Origin of the sequence: Occultella kanbiaonis (genome assembly GCF_009708215.1) — a bacterium.
In the GTDB taxonomy this organism is placed as follows: Bacteria; Actinomycetota; Actinomycetes; order Actinomycetales; family Beutenbergiaceae; genus Occultella; species Occultella kanbiaonis.
Genome location: NZ_CP046175.1, coordinates 1,922,954 through 1,938,319, shown reverse-complemented (window position 1 = coordinate 1,938,319; position 15,366 = coordinate 1,922,954). Strand labels below are relative to the sequence as shown.

The following is a 15,366-nucleotide window of genomic DNA, read 5'->3' as shown; positions in this document are numbered from 1 at the left end:
CACCCGTTCCGGTTCTACTGAGCCGGCCCGCGGGCGGGTCGACCGTTCTTCCGGAAGGCTCACCGGTGATGGCCGGGTCGATGCCTCTGTGCGCGAGTCTAGCGCCGACGTCACGCTGATTCGTAAGCGGCCCTCAGCCAGGACCGGACCTGGGAGTCCACCTGCTCGACGTCGGTGAGGAGCACCCTCCGGTTGCACATGCCGGTCGCAGCCTCCAACCGGTCCGTGGGTGCGACGTCGGCGGCGTTCAGCCCGAGCACCACCCGCTTCGCCGACGGCGCCTCCACGAGCGCGAACTGCTTGCGCCGGCGCAGGCTCACCCCGGTCTTCTTGACGGCGACCTCGACGTCGTCGCCGAGCGCCGTGGCGGCGTCGAGGATCGCGTCGTGGATGGGCCGCAGCGCCGCCTTCGCGCCGGCGTACTGGGCCGCCAGAAGCTCATCGTCCGACGGCGGGGCGTCACCCTGGCGGGCGAGCGTCGCCACGAGATTGGCGTTGCCGTGCGTGAAGCCGTGCTCCGCCTTCAGCCAGGCGATCATCTCGCCGTGCTTGGTCAGCCCGGCGGCGGTGATCGCGGCGGTCCACTGAGCGATGGTGCGCCCGGAGTTCGCCTCGATGTTGGCGATCTGGGTGGCGACGGCGTCGTCGAGGCTGGCCATGCCGGGGTCCCTCCGAAGGGTGCGGTTGGTCCATCATGGCGCGTCCCGGCGCGCTCCGCGCCCGATCGGACCTCGGACCCGGCCACGGCCCGGTGGCACCACCACCCCCTGAACCCCAGCGTGCTGGACGGAGACCCCAGCGACCCGGAAGGTCCCTTTACCGACATCACGGCCACCGCTAGCGTGACTGGTCACCTGAGACCTATGGAGGCGACGACAATGTCGGAACTGACCGTGGACGTGATCACCTCGCTCGACGGCTATGGAGCCGCCGAGGGCTGGCCGGGTTTCTGGGGCATGGAAGGCCCCGAGTACTTCGAGTGGATGGCGAACGAACCGACCGACTACACGGTGCTGATGGGTCGCAAGACCTACGAGCTGATGTCGGGGTTCGCCGGTACTGGCGAGGAAGACCTCGGCCCGCTGGATCGCCTGCCGAAGGTCGTGTTCTCATCGACGCTCTCGGAGCCGCTCACCTGGCAGAACACTCAGCTCGTCAGCGGCGATGCCGTCGAAGTGGTGCGGGCGATGAAGAAGGACGGTACCGCGCTGCATACCCTCGGGAGCCTCTCGCTGTGCCGCACGCTGCTCACCGCTGGGCTGGTCGACCGGTACCGGGTCGTGGTGTTCCCGGTGGTGAACGGAGCGACCGGCTACGACAACATCTATACCGACTGGCCCGACGTCCGGCTCGACCTGCTGGACCACCGGGTGTTCGACGGCCGGCTCCAGATGCTCGAGTACCGGCCCACGGTGCTCGACGGGCCGCCCGGCGCGCCGGCGTGAGGTCGAGCCCGGCCAGGACGGTGCGGATGACCTCGGCCGCCGAGAGTCACCCGCCGACGGCGTGGGTCACCGCCCCTGGTCGGGGTCCGGCCAGTGCACCGAGTCGTCGTAGTCGTGGTGGCGCCGCAGGTAGGCGACGATGAACGGGCAGTAGGGCACGATCGTCTCGCCCCGGGCGACGGTGTCGTCGAGGGCACCGCGCGCGAGGGCGCTGCCGAGCCCCTGGCCGGCGAACTCGTCGTCGACGACGGTGTGACTGAATGCGGTGCCGGCGGCCTCGGTGTGGAAGGCGGCGATCCCGGCCCTGGTCCCTCCAACCCAGATCTCGTACTGCCCCTCCGCGTCGTTGCGGACGATCGTCGGTACCTCGGTCTGGCTCACGCGTGACTTCCCCTCGTGCCGTGACGGCCCCGGGCCACGATGCCCGGGCGTTGTGTGTGCCTGCCCTGCACCCACCGTATCAACGCGCCGCGGCGCACGGGCCGAGCCCAGTTCGTCCCGGGCCCTCCCGAGCAGGGCCGCGTCGTCGATGTCGACGCCGCTGACCTCCACGTGCAGCACCTGCCCGAGGCGCTCGTCGGGGACCGCGTGGACAACGGCGTCGCTCACCTCGTGCTGGCGCAGGAACCAGTCCCGCACCTCGCCCAGGTGGACGTTGTGACCACCGACCACGACGACGTCGTCCGCGCGCCCGGCCAGGAACAGGCGGCCCGTGCCGTCCAGGTGGCCGACGTCCCCGGTTGCCACGAAGCCACCCGGGGTGTCGGCGGCCCGCCAGGGCGAGCGGAGCCACAGTCGTCCCGTGACGCCGTCGGGCACGTCGGCGCCGTCGTCGCGGATCCGCAGGCGGACGCCGGTTGCCGGCCGGCCCACCGTCCCCGGGGCGGCCCGCAGGTCGGCAGCGGTGGCGATCGTGGCGGTGCCGGTCTCACTGGTGCCGAAGAAGTCCACGAGCGCGCCGGGGTAGAGCGCCTCGATCCGGGTGGCGAGGTCGACGGGCAGCGGCGCGGAGCCTGCCGCGATCCGACGCAACGGGGGGCGCGGCGAGTACGTCTCGAGCACGTCGACGAGTCCCAGGAGCTGCGCCGGGACACCCAGGACGGCCCCGATCCGGTGGGTGTCGATGAGCTCTGCCCAGCGTTCTGGCGCCTGGCCGTGGCCGAGCACGACCGGCGCCCCGATCACCAGGGCCGCCGAGAACACGCTGAGCCCGTGCCCGTGCGACAGCGGCGCGGTGACGAGTACCGGCTCGCCGCGGCGCAGCCCCAGCGCTGCGAGCAGGCTGAGCACGGTCGCCAACTGCGCGCGGCGTACCCCCGGCCGGGCGGTCGCGTGCGGGGTGTGCGTGGTCCCGGAGGACAACAGGTGCAGCGTCCCGACCCGCCGCCGTCGCCACCGATCGGCCGGGCGAGCGGGACCCCCCGAGGGGTCCCCTCCTACGGCCGCCGGGTCGGGCCGCGGCGAGCAGTCGTAGTGCCGGGTGCCGGGGTCGAGGGCTGCGGCGAGACCGGCGGCGGTGGCGTCGTCATGGACCACGACGTCGGGGCGGGTCCGGCCGAGGATCGACCGCAGCCGAGTGGTGCCGACGCTCGGGCCGATGAGCACGACGTCCACGCCGAGGGCACCGGCGGCGATCACGGTCGCGACCTGGCCGCGGTGGTCGCGGGCGTGCACGGCGATCCGTGGCGCAGGCTCGCCGCCGGCCGCGCCCCGGTCGGCGCGGGCGACGCGCAGTTCCCCGGTGAGGCGCGCGGCGGCGACCTCGACCTCGCGAGCCAACCCCTCGCCGTCGAGCAGGCCCCGGTGATCGACGAGCACCGGGCCATGCGGGCTCCGGCGTGCGGCCGCGAGGGCCGCCCCGGGAAGGGTGGTGCCGTAGCGCCACAGTGGGCCGACCGCGGGTAGGTCAGCCGGCCGCGGCGCCATCGCGCCGAGCACCGCGGCGGCCTCGGGGACGGCGTGCCAACCGGACCGGTGACTCACCACCGGTTCCGGAGCGCCGTGCGCAGCAGCAGGTCGGACGTCGCGGGGGCGAGCGCGCTGACCGCACCGCCGAGCCGGGCCCACCACGGCGAGATCAGCCGCGGCCGGTCCACGATCGCCCGGCAGACGAGCGCGGCCGCGTCGTCGGCACCGAGGCCGGGCGCGGTGGCGTAGTGCGCGGTCGGGGCACTCATGGCGGTGTGCACGAGCGGCAGATGGATGGACGTGGTGGCCACGCCGTCGGCCGCCAACTCGGGTGCCACGGCCCGCAGCCACGCCTCGAACGCGGACTTGCTCGCCGCGTACGCGGAGTAGCCCGGGCTGGGCACGTCCACGCTCGCGGACGCCACGGAGATCAGGTGACCGGCGCCGTCGGCCGTCATCTCCCGCAGCAGCGGCAGCAGCAGGGCGATCGGGCCGAGGGCGTTGACACCGGTCAGTCGCTGCACGTCGTGGAAGCGGTCGGTGTAGTCGGCGAGGCTGCGGCGGATGCTGTGACCCGCGTTGGAGATGACGACGGCGGGGGTGCCGTGGTCGGTCAGGATCGTCTCGGCGGTGGTGCGGGCGGCGTCGGTGTCGCGCAGGTCGGCGCGGTAGGTGTCGGCCCGGCCACCGAGGGTCCGGATCCGCTCCGCGACGTCCTCGACCGCCTCACCGCGGGCGAGCAGCAGCACGTGCGCGCCGATGGCCCCGAGGCGGATCGCGACCCGTTCGCCGACGCCCCGCGACGCGCCGGTGATCAGCACGGTTCGCCCTGCCACGACCTCGTGGACGGCATCGGGCCCGGGGCCGAAGCCGGCCATGCCGAGCAGCGCGCGCACGCCGACCGGCCAGCCCTGGTTCCCCCGCATGCCCGCGAGCCTAACCGCCGCCGTCGGGTCAACTACGCTCGACCCGACCCGACGGTCCAGCCCGATGGAGTGCCACCCATGCTCGAACTGCCACCCCTGTCCGTGACGCAGCCCGACGAGTGGCCGGACCGCCGCGCGGAACTCCTCGAGCAGTTCGCGCGGCACGTGTACGGCCGAACGCCCGCCGGCGGGAGCACCGCCGGGGTCGAGGACCGCGGGACCGAGGCGGTGCCGGGCGGGCACCGGCTGGACCTGGACGTCACCGTCGCCGGCCCGCTCGGGGAACGCGTCGTGCCGGTCCTCGTGCACGTGCCCGAGGGAGCGGCCGGCCCGGTCCCGGTCGTCATCGGCCTCAACTTCGCCGGCAACCACACCACCACCCCGGCGCCGGGCGTCCGGATCCACCGCAACGCCGAGACGGAGCGGGGTGCGCAGGCGTCCCGGTGGCCGTGCGAGGAGATCCTGCGGCGGGGGTACGCGGTCGCCACCGCGCACTACGACGACGTCGAGGTCGACGCGCCCGGCCACGCGGACGACGGTGTGCGGGGCCTGTTCGTCCGCGACCCGGGTGATCCCGAGGGCTGGGGCGCGATCGGCGCCTGGGCGTGGGGGCTCGGCCGGATCCTCGACGCCGTCGCCGGGGTACCCGGCATCGACCCTGCCGCGGCCGTGGCCATCGGGCACTCCCGGCTCGGCAAGGCGGCCCTCTGGGCGGGCGCGCAGGACGAGCGGTTCGCCGTCGTGGTCTCCAACGACTCGGGCTGCGCAGGAGCGGCCCTGCACCGGCACCACGTGCCGGGCAAGGAGACCATCGCAGCCATCACGACGAGCTTCCCGCACTGGTTCGCGCCCGGCTTCGCCGATTACGCCGGCCGCGAGGACGACCTCCCGGTGGACGCCCACCAACTGCTGGCGCTCATCGCACCGCGCGCGCTGCACGTCGCGAGCGCGGTCGAGGACGCATGGGCGGACCCGCTCGGCGAGTACCTGGCCACCGTGGCCGCCTCGCCGGTGTATGAGTCGTTCGCGCTCACGGGTACCCGGGTCGAGGGCGAGCAGCCGGTGTCACTGCCGTCCCTGGGTGAGCGGATCGGCGGCCGGCTCTCCTACCACGTGCGATCGGGCGGCCACGACCTCACCGTCGAGGACTGGGGGCACGCGCTCGACGCAGCCGATCGTGTGCTCGCCGAGCCTACAGCCACAGCCGTAGTGGCATCGGCGACCGTGGCGACCAGCACCTGACGGGCGCCGAGATCAGGTGGTGGAGAAGGCGCGGCGGTAGCGCTGGGGCGCCGTGCCGACGACGGTCTGGAAGTGCGCGCGCAACAGCGCGGCGGAGGAGAAGCCGACGTCACCGGCGATCTGCTCGATCGAGGCGTCGGTGCGCTCCAGCAGCTCGCGGGCGCGGAGCACGCGTTGCTGCAGCAGCCACCGGTGCGGCGTGGTACCGGTCTCGGCGACGAACCGCCTCGCGAAGGTGCGTTCCGACATCACCGCACGGCGGGCGAGCGAGCTGACGGAGTGCGGCTCCTGGAGGTTCTCCAGCACGTGCGCCAGGATCGGCTGCAGACTGTCGGCGGTGCACTCGGGCACGGGAGCCTGGACGTACTGCCGTTGCCCGCCGTCACGCTGCGGCGGCACGACCATTCGGCGGGCGATGACGTTCGCGACGCCGGCGCCGAGTTCGCGCCGGACCAGGTGGAGGCAGGCGTCGATGCCGGCACTCGTCCCGGCTCCGGTGATGATCGAGCCGTTGTCCACGTAGAGCACATCCATGCTGACGTCGACCTGCGGGAACCGTTGCTGGAACAGCTCGAGGTAGCGCCAGTGGGTGGTGGCCCTCTTCCCATCGAGCAGGCCGGTGGCCGCGAGCGTGAAGGCGCCGGAGCAGATCGTCAGGATGGTGGCGCCGCGTGCGTGCGCGGTCCGGATCACGTCGAGGAGGTCCACCGGGTAGTCCTCCCGGATCGCGGAAGCCGGGACCACGACGAGATCGGCGTCGATCGCGTCCGACCACGCATGGGTGGGCACGATGGCGCCGCCGGAGTTGAGCCCGACCGGCTCCCCGACGACCGGGCCGGCGGTGATGAACTCGAAGGATGGGACGCCGTCATCGGTGCGGTCGAGGCCGAAGACCTCGGCCGCGACGGCGTACTCGAACGCGGCCATCGGCTCCAGGAGCAGCGCGGCGATGCGGTGCAGTGCCATGGGCACAGCGTAGGTGGCTGGATTCCTGCGCGCAATGGCATCTCTGCCACTCGTGGCAGAGATGCTGCGAGCGCATGATGACTGACATGGAACTCGCACTCGCCGTCCTCGCCATCGCCCTGCTGGGATTCCTGCTCCACCGCGATGACCATCGCAACCGCGACGCCGAGCCGTACTGGCGCCGGGGCACCGACCGTGACGCCGAACGCGTGCGCGCCGACGTCCTCGCCGGCGCGGACGCGCTGAGCCGCCGACCGCTCAGCCGGGCACGGTCGACGTCCTCCGATTGGGAGCCACGCGCCTGAGCGCATCGTCGCCCGGGTGGGCGGGACGTCACCCGATGATCGCGACACCGCCTGAAGCAGCCGTGCCGTGCGGTGTCCCCGGGTCGCCCGGCACGATCGCGCCGTCCGCGCGAATGGCGCTGCGGACCTCGTCCACGGCCACCCGGGTCGCTCCCCCGGCCGGCCCGGCCAGGGCCGCGAGCGCACCCACGGCCTGCCCCATCGCCATGCAGGAGGCCTGCACCCGGGCGGCGGAGTTGGCGACCCGGTCCGCGCTGAGCGAGCGCCCGGCCACGACGATCCGCTCGCTACCCGCGGGAATGAGCGCCCGGAGCGGGATGCTCGGGAACGTGCCGACCTCGAGCATCCGGAAGTCCACGCCGGCGCCGTCGGATCGGTGGATGTCGATCGGGAAGTAGCTGTAGCTCACCGCGTCCTCCCACAACCGGCCGGACGCGTAGTCCTCGCCGGTGATGGTGACCAGGCCCTCGATCGTCGAGGTCTCCCGGATGCCGGTCTCCAGTGCGGCCCAGTCGACCGTGGTGGCGGCGAGGCCCGGCTGGCTCTTGAGGAAGGTGAAGATCCGCAGGAGGGCGGCCCGGCCCGCCATCTCCGCGTCCGTGCGTTCGGCGCTGGTGGCGCCCTCGATCCCGGTCACGTGGATCGCGTTGAGGCCCCTGTTGCGCAGGAGCGTGCGCAGCGGCGCGTCGGCGCTGCTGAAGTCGTCCGCCCGGAGCCGCCCGTCGGCGACGGCATGGGCGTACTCCGTGTCCAGGGCGTCCAGGTCGAGGACGTCGACGTCATACCCGCCGAGGCGGACCATGAGCGTGCCCGGCTGCAGCTCCTCGTGCTGGCGGCGGGGCAGGCCGGCCTGACCCACGACGTTCGCGTCGCCGGTGGCGTCGACGACCATCGCGGCGCGCACTGCGACCAGACCCTCCTTGGTGCACAGGGTCAGGTGGGCGCCGTCCGGATCCTGGGTCACGTCCCCGAGCATCGTGTGCATCAGGACGTCGACGCCGGCGTCGGCGACCAGCTCGTCGAGGACCGCGGCGTAGATCACGGGCGTCACCCGCACGGACAGCTTCCAGTGCGGTCGATCCCAGTCGGTGAAGTCCGGCAGCGTGTCCCCCGCCAGCGCCACGGCCCGAGTGACGGCGTCCCAACCGATGCCGGCGATGACCTGCCGACCCCAGGCGTGGAAGAGCGAGGTCGTGAACACCCCGGCCACCGTGGTGGTGCCACCGAGGGAGCCGTTCTTCTCCACCAGGAGCGTGCGCGCCCCCATCCTCGCGGCCTGCACGGCGGCGGGATAGCCGGCCGGGCCTCCTCCGACGACCACCACGTCGTACGGCTCGGTCAGGTCAGGTGCGGTACTCACTCATCGTCTCCCTCGACGTCGATGTCTCACTCGAGCGCGCTCGTCTACGCGGGCAGCGTGTGCTCGCCGAGTCGCTGCGCGAGTTCGCCGGCCGCCTGCTGCAGCTCGTGTCGGCACCGGTCCGCCTGCTCCGCGGAGAACCGCGCGGTGGTGCCGCTCACGGACAGCGCCGCGACCACCCCGCCGCCGCGGTCGAACACCGGCACGGCGACGCAGCGGATGCCGAGGATGTATTCGCCGTCGTCCTCGGCCCAGCCCCGTTCCCGGGCTGCGGAGACGTCCGCCCGCAGCGAGGCGACGTCGGGACGGGTGTGCTCGGTGAAGACCTCGAGCTCGCCGTTCCCGTAGAGCTCGGTCAGGCCGGCATCGTCCAGGGCCGTCAGAAGCGCCTTGCCGAGGCCGGTGGCGTGGCAGGGCAGCCGCGCACCGATGCGCTGGTCGAACACGAGCTTGTGGGTGCCGTGACTCTTCGCGAGGCAGACCTGGTCCGCGCCGGACCGGATCGCGAGCCGGACCGTCTCACCCGTCGCGTCCCGCACGGCGTCCATGAACGGGCGGGCGCGCTGGCTCAGACTCTGGGCACCGTCATACGCCTGGCCGACCTCCCAGGCGCGCAGGCCGAGGGTCACCCGCATGGTGGCGGGATCGCGCTCGGCCCAGCCGCCGTCGATCAGGGCGCCGATCAGGTGGTGCGCACTCGACTTCGGCAGGTCGAGGGCGACAGCGACCTCGGTGAGGCTCAGGCTCTCGGAGTCGGCGAGCAGCTCCAGCACCCGCAGGCCGCGGGCGAGCGCCGGTGCGCCGGTTCGTCGTTCGTTGTCCACCGATGATCCCCTGTCGTTCACCATGTCGAACGATATTTCACCATGGACAACCGCAGACTGCTCGCTAGGCTTTCCGCGCACGCCCCCGCCGGCCCGAGGAGTCGTCCCGTGATCATCGACGCGCACGCCCACGCCTGGGCGCGCTGGCCCTATCCGGCCGCCGTGCCGGACCCGCTCACCCGCGGCAGTATCGGCTCGCTGCTGTACGAGATGGACGCGGCGGGCGTGGACCGGGCGCTGGTGGTCTGCGCGGGGATCGGCGCAGGCGAGGACCGCACGGACAACACCGGGAACAACGACTACGTCCTGGCCGCGGCGGCCACGCACCCGGACCGCCTGAGCGTCGCGCTCGACGTGGACTCGCGCTGGACCAACGAGTACCACCTGCCCGGCGCACCCGGGCGGCTGGCGAGGGCGCTCGCGGAGGCGGGCGACGCCGTCGGGCAGGTGGCCGGGGTGACCCACTACCTCGCCGACGAGACCGACGACTGGTTCCGAGGTGACGACGCGGCCGGCTTCCTCTCCACGCTCGCCGCGCACGGCCTGCTCCTCTCGCTGCACGCGCGGCCGGCGTGGTTCGGCGCCGTCGCGGCGGCGGCCCGAGCGCACCCGGACGTGCCGGTGCTGGTCCACCACCAGGGCCACGTCGACGCCGACGCACCGGCCGAGGTCGCGGCACTTCGTGACCTCGCCACGGTGGCGAACGTGTACGTGAAGGTCAGCGGATTCCACCACCTGACCGAGCGAACCTGGGACTTCCCGTACTCCGACCGGCGGGTCCTGGGGGACCTGCTGGAGCACTTCGGGCCGCAGCGGCTGGTGTGGGGCTCGGACTTCCCGGTCTCCCGCCCGCACCTGACCTATCGGCAGTCTCTCGAGACCGTCCGGTCGTATTCGGGGCTCGACGGCGGATCCTCGGCCGCCGTGCTCGGCGGCACCATGGCGGGGCTGCTCGGGCTGCTCGGGCTGACCGGGCTGACCGGCGCGGTCAGCGACCGGGCCGGCGCGCGGTGACGCAGGAGGGCATGCCGGCCGGATCCTCGGTCAGCTCGGGAACGGCTCCAGCGCGCCGCTGAAGACCAGCTCGTCCGGCTCGAGCCACGGGGCCACGACCTCGGTCACCGCTTCGACGTGAGCGGGGTCGGCGACCACGAGTTGCACCTCGAGCAGTCCGCTGACGCCGCTGCCGCTCGAGAGCAGGTCAAGGTCCTCCCAGACGGCGCTGAGCGCGTCCTGGGCGGCGCGGACGTCGGCCTGCAGCGGCAGATCGCTGGTCTGCACGCACAGCGGCCCGGCGTAGATCTCCCGGAACTGCGCCCGCGCCTGGGTCGCGTCACCGGAGACCAGCACGTTCATGACCTCGCCACCTCCGGAGACGTAACTGAGCACGTACCCGTCGTAGGTCTCGAGGAACACCGACAGCTCCGACTGCTGCGTGATGAGATCGGAACCGCTGGGGCCGTCACCGGCCCGGGCCGCGTCGTCGTCGCACAGCTGCGGGAAGTCCGGGGATGTGTCGGCGGGCGGCTCCCACCCGGCCGGCGGCTCCACGGACGCCGGCTCGGTCAGCGCGAACGAGGTGCCGTCATAGGTGCCGACCACCCAGGCGCTCGCCCAGGTACTGCCCGACGCCGACTCGTGCTCGATGCCCGACCAGCCCTCGAAGCCGATCAGTTCCGGCCCGCCGCACTGGGGCGGGTAGGAGTCGGCGACGGCGCCGAGGCAGAGCTGTGGTGGCTCGTCACCGACCTGCATGATCAGTCCCGTACCGACCAGGACCACGCCCGACGGGTCGGCGGTGGTGCCGTCGACCGTCGGTCCGTCGTCCGACGGCCCTCCGCTGCCCGGCGCCCCACCGAGCCCGCCGCACGCCGCGAGCACCAGTCCCACGACCGCGGCCAGCGCCGCACCCACCGATCGTCGACCCATGCCGAGCCTCCCTTGTCCTACCGAGATTGTGTCGCGACCGGTCGAGGGGTTGCAGGGCATCTTGCACGCGACTGACAGGATGGCGCCGTGCCTGACATGGTGATCCGATCCGACGACCCGCGCCGCGCCGAGCTGGAGAGCGCCGGGTGGACAGTCGTCGCGACCTCGTGGGGTGCCCGCCTGCGCGTCACGCCGGAACTGCTCGGGAGGCTGGGCCAGGTGGTGGCCGGTGCCGGGCAGTCCGGCGCGAGGATCCGAGAGCTGACGGTCTCGCATGCCGATGCGGTCCTGACGTTGGACGCGGCGACGGCATCGGACTACCCCGGCGGCGCCGCGACCCTCCACGAACCGCTGGACGCGGCCGGCACGAGGGATCTCTTCACCCGTGGCCGCGTCTTCGGCGCAGAGCATGACGGCGTGCTCGTCGCCGTCACGGCCACCGAGGAGGTCGGCGCCCTGGTGGAGACCGCGTTCACCGCCGTCGACCCGGCGCATCGGGGGCAGGGGCTCGCAACCGCGGTCAAGGCGGCGTCGGTCCTCGCGCATGCGGCGGACGGCGCGGACCTGTTCGGCACCGGCGGCGCCTCGGTCAACACTGCGAGCCTGGCGATGAACCGCGCGGTCGGCTACGAGATCACCGAGACGTGGCACACCTATCGGCCGCCCGGCCGGAGTCCCGGGTGACCTGACTCAGCGGAGCAGGTCCGGGGCGAACGCGACCAGGATCTTGCTCGCGGAGTCAGAGCCGTCCGCCAGCCCGGCGAACGCGGCCTGCGCCTGTTCGGGGCCGACCGTGCGCGAGATCAGCGGCGCCAGTTCCGCAGTCGCGCCGGCAGCCCATTCGGCCGTGTCCGCGAAGTGGGCCGGTGCGTAGCAGAACGCGCCGACCAGGGTGCGTTCCGCCGTCGAGATCGCGTAGGCGGGCAGTTCGACGGTCGGTGCGCCCATGCCGACGAGCACCACGGTGCCGCCGGCCGCCGTCACGGCCAGGGCCGTCGCCAGGGTGGCGCTCACGCCGACGGCGTCGATGGTGACATCGATCTCGCCGGCCGCCTCGTGCACGTCGTCGGTGCCGGGATCGACGACGGCGAACCCCAGCTGGGCGACGAGCGTGCGGCGGGCCGGGTGCGGCTCCGAGACGAGGACCGACGCCGCGCCGAGCCGGCGGCAGGCGATCGCGACGGCCTGCCCGATCGGGCCGCCACCGAGGACGAGCACGCGCGAGTGCGCGTCGACCCCGCCGCGCAGCGCCGCGTGGTAGCCGACCGCGAGGGGTTCGACGAGGGCGCCGACGGCGACATCGCCGGCGAACGGCACGAGGTTGACCGCGGGAGCGGCGAGATAGTCGGCGAACGCACTGGAGATGGCCGGGTCGACACCGATCACGCGGCGCTTGGCGCAGATGTGGGCGTTGCCCTCCAGGCAGCGAGCGCACGTCCCGCACGCCAGGTTCGGGTTCAGCACCACGAGGTCACCGAGGGAGTGGCCGGTGGCACCGTCGCCGAGCGCCGCGACCACGCCGACCGTCTCGTGCCCCATCACCTGACCCGGTTGGCGACGCCCGTTCTCGCCGGTGTACCCGTGCAGGTCGGAGCCGCAGATCCCGGTCGCCACGATGCGCACGAGCACCTCCCCCGGCGCCGGGACGGGGGTCGGCCGAACCTCGAGGAGAAGGTTGCCGAATTCGGCGAGCACGAGCGCGCGCATCTGTGCCGGGACGGTCGTGGGCATGGGTGCCTCGTTCTTCATCATGAACTGCGTTTCTAGATACGGAATGACCCTAGTGCGCCGGTACCGTCGGTGTCGACGTGCCGAGGCGGTGTCGGAGGTGGGTGACACGATGGGCCGCATGCCGTCGACGACCGTTGCGCTCCCGTTCACGCCCCCGCTCGACGGGGACGCGCTGTGGGACTACCTCGCCGCGCGCATCATCGTCGGTGTGGAGGAGATCGACGCGCACAGGTACCGGCGCACGCTGGCACTGCCGCACGGACCCGGCGTGATCACGATCGCGCGGCCGGCGCCCGGGGCGGCCGGCCTGAGGCTGGAGGTCGCCGCGCACCCCGCGGACCTCGGCGCCGCGACCGGCGCGGCCGGCCGGATCGCGGACGTGGGCGCCGACCCGGCTGCGATCGTCGCCGGTCTGGGCGAGCATCCGTGGCTGGGTCCCCTCGTGCGTGCGCGGCCCGGCGTGCGCGCACCGGGACAGGCGGGCGGGTTCGAGATCGCGGTGCGGGCCGTCCTGGGCCAGCAGGTCTCGCTCGCCGCCGCCTGTACGCACACCTCCCGGCTCGCGCACACGATCGGGACGCCGCTGGCCGCCCCCGACGGCACGCTCACCCATCTGTTCCCGACCCCGGCGCAGCTCGCCCGGGTGGACCCGGACGACGGCGAGACGCTCGCGATGCCGACCGGTCGCCGTCGGGCCCTGATCACGCTCGCCCGAGCCGCCGCCGACGGCCTCGACCTTGACGGCGGACTCGACGCCGACGAGGCCGAGCGGCGTCTGCTCGCACTCCCCGGGATCGGCCCGTGGACGACCCAGTACGTGCGCATGCGCGCCCTCGGCGACCCCGACGCCTACTGTGGCACCGACCTCGTGCTCCGGCGTGCGGCGGAGCGGCTCGCGGGCGCACCGGTGGACCCGATCGGCGCGGAGTTCGCACCGTGGCGCACCTACGCCGCGCACCACCTGTGGCGGCACGCCCAACTGGAGGCAGCATGACCGAGATGAACGGGGCCGGGATGACTGAGATGCTCGCGGCGGGCACCACCTACCGCCATGACCTCGACTCCCCCATCGGGCCACTCGTCCTGCTCGCCGACTCCGACGGCGCGCTCACCGGCCTGCTCTACCCGGGGCACCGGACCATCACGCTCGCCGAGGGCGCCCTCGCCGACCCGGCACCGTTCCGGGAGGCACGGACCCAGCTCGAGGAGTACTTCGCGGGTGGGCGGACCAGCTTCGACGTGCGCCTCGCGCCGGCGGGAACGTCGTTCCAGCAGGCGGCCTGGGAGCAGTTGCTCCTGATCCCGTTCGGCGAGACCCGTAGCTACGGCCAGATCGCAGACGCGCTCGGGCAGCCTGGTGCGGCCCGAGCGGTCGGACTCGCGAACAACCGGAACCCGATCTCGATCATCGTGCCCTGCCACCGGGTGATCGGCGCAGACGGCAACCTGACCGGTTACGGCGGCGGCATCGACGCGAAGAAGTTCCTCCTCGACCTGGAGTCCCGGGGCTCCACGCTGTTCTGAACCGGTCCCCACCGGACGCGCACCCCGGGTGCGGAGCGCGGCGGGTGAGGTGAAGGCTCAGGTGGTGAGCAGGTAGTCCTCGGCGTCGTCGTCCCAGCGCAGCGTCACCGCGCCGGCCTCCGCCGCCGCCCGGCAGAACTGCAGGAAGTTGCGGTAGCCGAGCGCCTTCTCGGAGAAGTCCGGGCGACGCTTGCGCAGGTGGTTCTTGAGGCCGGACAGGGCCGACGGCCCGTCGGACTCGGAGACCACGGCGGCGACCAGCGCGAAGGCGTCGTCCCGCTCGTCGCGCTCGGGCAGCGACACCTCCGGGTCGCCGGCGGCAGGGCCGGTGCCCAGCTCGACGATGCCCCGCTCGGCCAGGTTGCGGAGCACCTCGCCGAAGGTCCGGTAGCCGTGGTCGGACTCGCTGAACGTCGGGTCCTTGCGGAGCAGGGTGCGCTTGAGCACCGAGGCGGTCACCGACGCGCTCGTGGAGGACTGCAGCCCCGCGAGCGTCTGTGCGACGAGGACGTCCAGCGCGGTCGTGTCGTCGGCGACCTCGTCGTCCTCGTCCTCGTCCGGGGTCTCGGGGGTCGGCGCCGGGTCCGGGGCCGCCTTGAGCCGCGTCTCCCGACGGGTGGCCGGGGCTGGTTCGGCGCGCTTCACCGGTGTGGGCTCCGGGACCTCCACACCCTCGAGGCGGTCGTAGAACAGGAACTCGTCGCAGGCGGGCGGCAGCAGCCGGGACGTCGACTTCTCCACGCCGACACCGATGACGCGCTTGTTCAGTTCGCGGAGCTTGTGCACCAGCGGGGAGAAGTCGCTGTCCCCGGTGCACATGACGAACGTGGAGATGTAGTCGCGCTCGAACGCCATCTCGATCGCGTCCACCACCATCTTGATGTCGGCGGCGTTCTTGCGGGAGGCGCCCATTCGCTGGGGCATCTCGATCAGCTCCACCTGGTGCCTGGTGAGCGATCGGCGGTCCTCGTCGAAGTAGGACCAGTCCGCGTAGGCGCGGCGCACCACCACCCGTCCGCGCACCGCCAGCGCATCCGCGATCGGTCCGAAGTCGAACGTCATCCCGCCCAGGTGCTCACGCGCCCCGAGCGCGAGGTTCTCGTAGTCGAGGAATACGGCGAGGCGCTCTTCGGAATCCATACCCGTCAGCCTATGGGCGACCGGCCGAGTACGCCGACCCGGCGCCGGACGGCGCGCTCCGTGGCG

Annotated in this window: 16 protein-coding genes; 7 read left to right on the top strand and 9 right to left on the bottom strand. The window is 73.0% G+C overall.

The window, feature by feature from the left end; all coding sequences use genetic code 11:
- Positions 1 to 110: 110 nt before the first annotated feature.
- Positions 111 to 659: a DUF5655 domain-containing protein gene (locus GKS42_RS08895; protein WP_154793497.1), complete on the bottom strand. Its 549-nt coding sequence runs from the start codon at positions 657 to 659 to the stop codon at positions 111 to 113.
- A 219-nt stretch (positions 660 to 878) separates the two neighbouring features.
- On the opposite strand from GKS42_RS08895, the gene GKS42_RS08890 reads away from it, so the two are divergent.
- A complete protein-coding gene (locus GKS42_RS08890) occupies positions 879 to 1,445 on the top strand; it encodes a dihydrofolate reductase family protein (protein ID WP_154793496.1) in 567 nt (188 codons plus the stop codon).
- Between the two features lie 66 nt (positions 1,446 to 1,511).
- On the opposite strand, the gene GKS42_RS08885 is transcribed toward GKS42_RS08890, so the two are convergent.
- The gene (locus tag GKS42_RS08885; RefSeq protein WP_154793495.1) at positions 1,512 to 3,428 is read right to left on the bottom strand and encodes an AMP-binding protein; all 1,917 of its coding nucleotides are present in this window, start codon (positions 3,426 to 3,428) and stop codon (positions 1,512 to 1,514) included.
- The gene (locus tag GKS42_RS08880; RefSeq protein WP_154793494.1) at positions 3,425 to 4,279 is read right to left on the bottom strand and encodes an SDR family NAD(P)-dependent oxidoreductase; all 855 of its coding nucleotides are present in this window, start codon (positions 4,277 to 4,279) and stop codon (positions 3,425 to 3,427) included. Before GKS42_RS08880 ends, GKS42_RS08885 begins: the two co-directional genes overlap by 4 nt.
- 78 nt (positions 4,280 to 4,357) lie before the next feature.
- Between GKS42_RS08880 and GKS42_RS08875 the strand changes: the two genes are divergently transcribed.
- Positions 4,358 to 5,521 carry a glucuronyl esterase domain-containing protein gene (locus GKS42_RS08875; RefSeq protein WP_154793493.1) on the top strand — a complete coding sequence of 388 codons (1,164 nt, stop codon included), beginning with the start codon at positions 4,358 to 4,360 and terminating at the stop codon, positions 5,519 to 5,521.
- Positions 5,522 to 5,533: 12 nt separating this feature from the next.
- Here the strand turns inward: GKS42_RS08875 and GKS42_RS08870 are convergent, their stop codons facing one another.
- Entirely contained in the window at positions 5,534 to 6,487 is a 954-nt protein-coding gene (locus GKS42_RS08870) for a GlxA family transcriptional regulator (RefSeq protein WP_154793492.1), read from the bottom strand.
- A gap of 86 nt (positions 6,488 to 6,573) precedes the next feature.
- Between GKS42_RS08870 and GKS42_RS08865 the strand changes: the two genes are divergently transcribed.
- Positions 6,574 to 6,792: a hypothetical protein gene (locus GKS42_RS08865; RefSeq protein WP_154793491.1), complete on the top strand. Its 219-nt coding sequence runs from the start codon at positions 6,574 to 6,576 to the stop codon at positions 6,790 to 6,792.
- A 28-nt stretch (positions 6,793 to 6,820) separates the two neighbouring features.
- Here GKS42_RS08865 and GKS42_RS08860 read toward each other — a convergent pair whose 3' ends face one another.
- On the bottom strand, positions 6,821 to 8,152 hold the full coding sequence (locus GKS42_RS08860; protein WP_154793490.1) for an FAD-dependent oxidoreductase: 1,332 nt from the start codon (positions 8,150 to 8,152) through the stop codon (positions 6,821 to 6,823).
- A 44-nt stretch (positions 8,153 to 8,196) separates the two neighbouring features.
- Positions 8,197 to 9,000 (bottom strand): IclR family transcriptional regulator, encoded by an 804-nt coding sequence (locus tag GKS42_RS08855; RefSeq protein ID WP_154793489.1) that lies wholly within the window; start codon positions 8,998 to 9,000, stop codon positions 8,197 to 8,199.
- Between the two features lie 84 nt (positions 9,001 to 9,084).
- On the opposite strand from GKS42_RS08855, the gene GKS42_RS08850 reads away from it, so the two are divergent.
- Positions 9,085 to 9,990 carry an amidohydrolase family protein gene (locus GKS42_RS08850; RefSeq protein WP_168217793.1) on the top strand — a complete coding sequence of 302 codons (906 nt, stop codon included), beginning with the start codon at positions 9,085 to 9,087 and terminating at the stop codon, positions 9,988 to 9,990.
- Positions 9,991 to 10,020: 30 nt separating this feature from the next.
- On the opposite strand, the gene GKS42_RS08845 is transcribed toward GKS42_RS08850, so the two are convergent.
- Positions 10,021 to 10,905, bottom strand: a complete 885-nt coding sequence (locus tag GKS42_RS08845) for a hypothetical protein (protein WP_154793487.1) — start codon at positions 10,903 to 10,905, stop codon at positions 10,021 to 10,023.
- A gap of 96 nt (positions 10,906 to 11,001) precedes the next feature.
- Between GKS42_RS08845 and GKS42_RS08840 the strand changes: the two genes are divergently transcribed.
- Complete coding sequence (locus GKS42_RS08840) at positions 11,002 to 11,589, top strand: GNAT family N-acetyltransferase (protein ID WP_354002717.1); 588 nt, start codon at positions 11,002 to 11,004, stop codon at positions 11,587 to 11,589.
- Positions 11,590 to 11,595: 6 nt separating this feature from the next.
- Here the strand turns inward: GKS42_RS08840 and GKS42_RS08835 are convergent, their stop codons facing one another.
- On the bottom strand, positions 11,596 to 12,636 hold the full coding sequence (locus tag GKS42_RS08835) for a zinc-dependent alcohol dehydrogenase (protein WP_232847985.1): 1,041 nt from the start codon (positions 12,634 to 12,636) through the stop codon (positions 11,596 to 11,598).
- 118 nt (positions 12,637 to 12,754) lie between these two features.
- On the opposite strand from GKS42_RS08835, the gene GKS42_RS08830 reads away from it, so the two are divergent.
- On the top strand, positions 12,755 to 13,630 hold the full coding sequence (locus GKS42_RS08830; protein WP_168217792.1) for a DNA-3-methyladenine glycosylase family protein: 876 nt from the start codon (positions 12,755 to 12,757) through the stop codon (positions 13,628 to 13,630).
- On the top strand, positions 13,627 to 14,160 hold the full coding sequence (locus GKS42_RS08825) for a methylated-DNA--[protein]-cysteine S-methyltransferase (protein WP_354002706.1): 534 nt from the start codon (positions 13,627 to 13,629) through the stop codon (positions 14,158 to 14,160). Before GKS42_RS08830 ends, GKS42_RS08825 begins: the two co-directional genes overlap by 4 nt.
- 57 nt (positions 14,161 to 14,217) lie before the next feature.
- Here GKS42_RS08825 and GKS42_RS08820 read toward each other — a convergent pair whose 3' ends face one another.
- Positions 14,218 to 15,300 carry an NYN domain-containing protein gene (locus GKS42_RS08820; RefSeq protein WP_154793484.1) on the bottom strand — a complete coding sequence of 361 codons (1,083 nt, stop codon included), beginning with the start codon at positions 15,298 to 15,300 and terminating at the stop codon, positions 14,218 to 14,220.
- Positions 15,301 to 15,366: the final 66 nt, after the last annotated feature.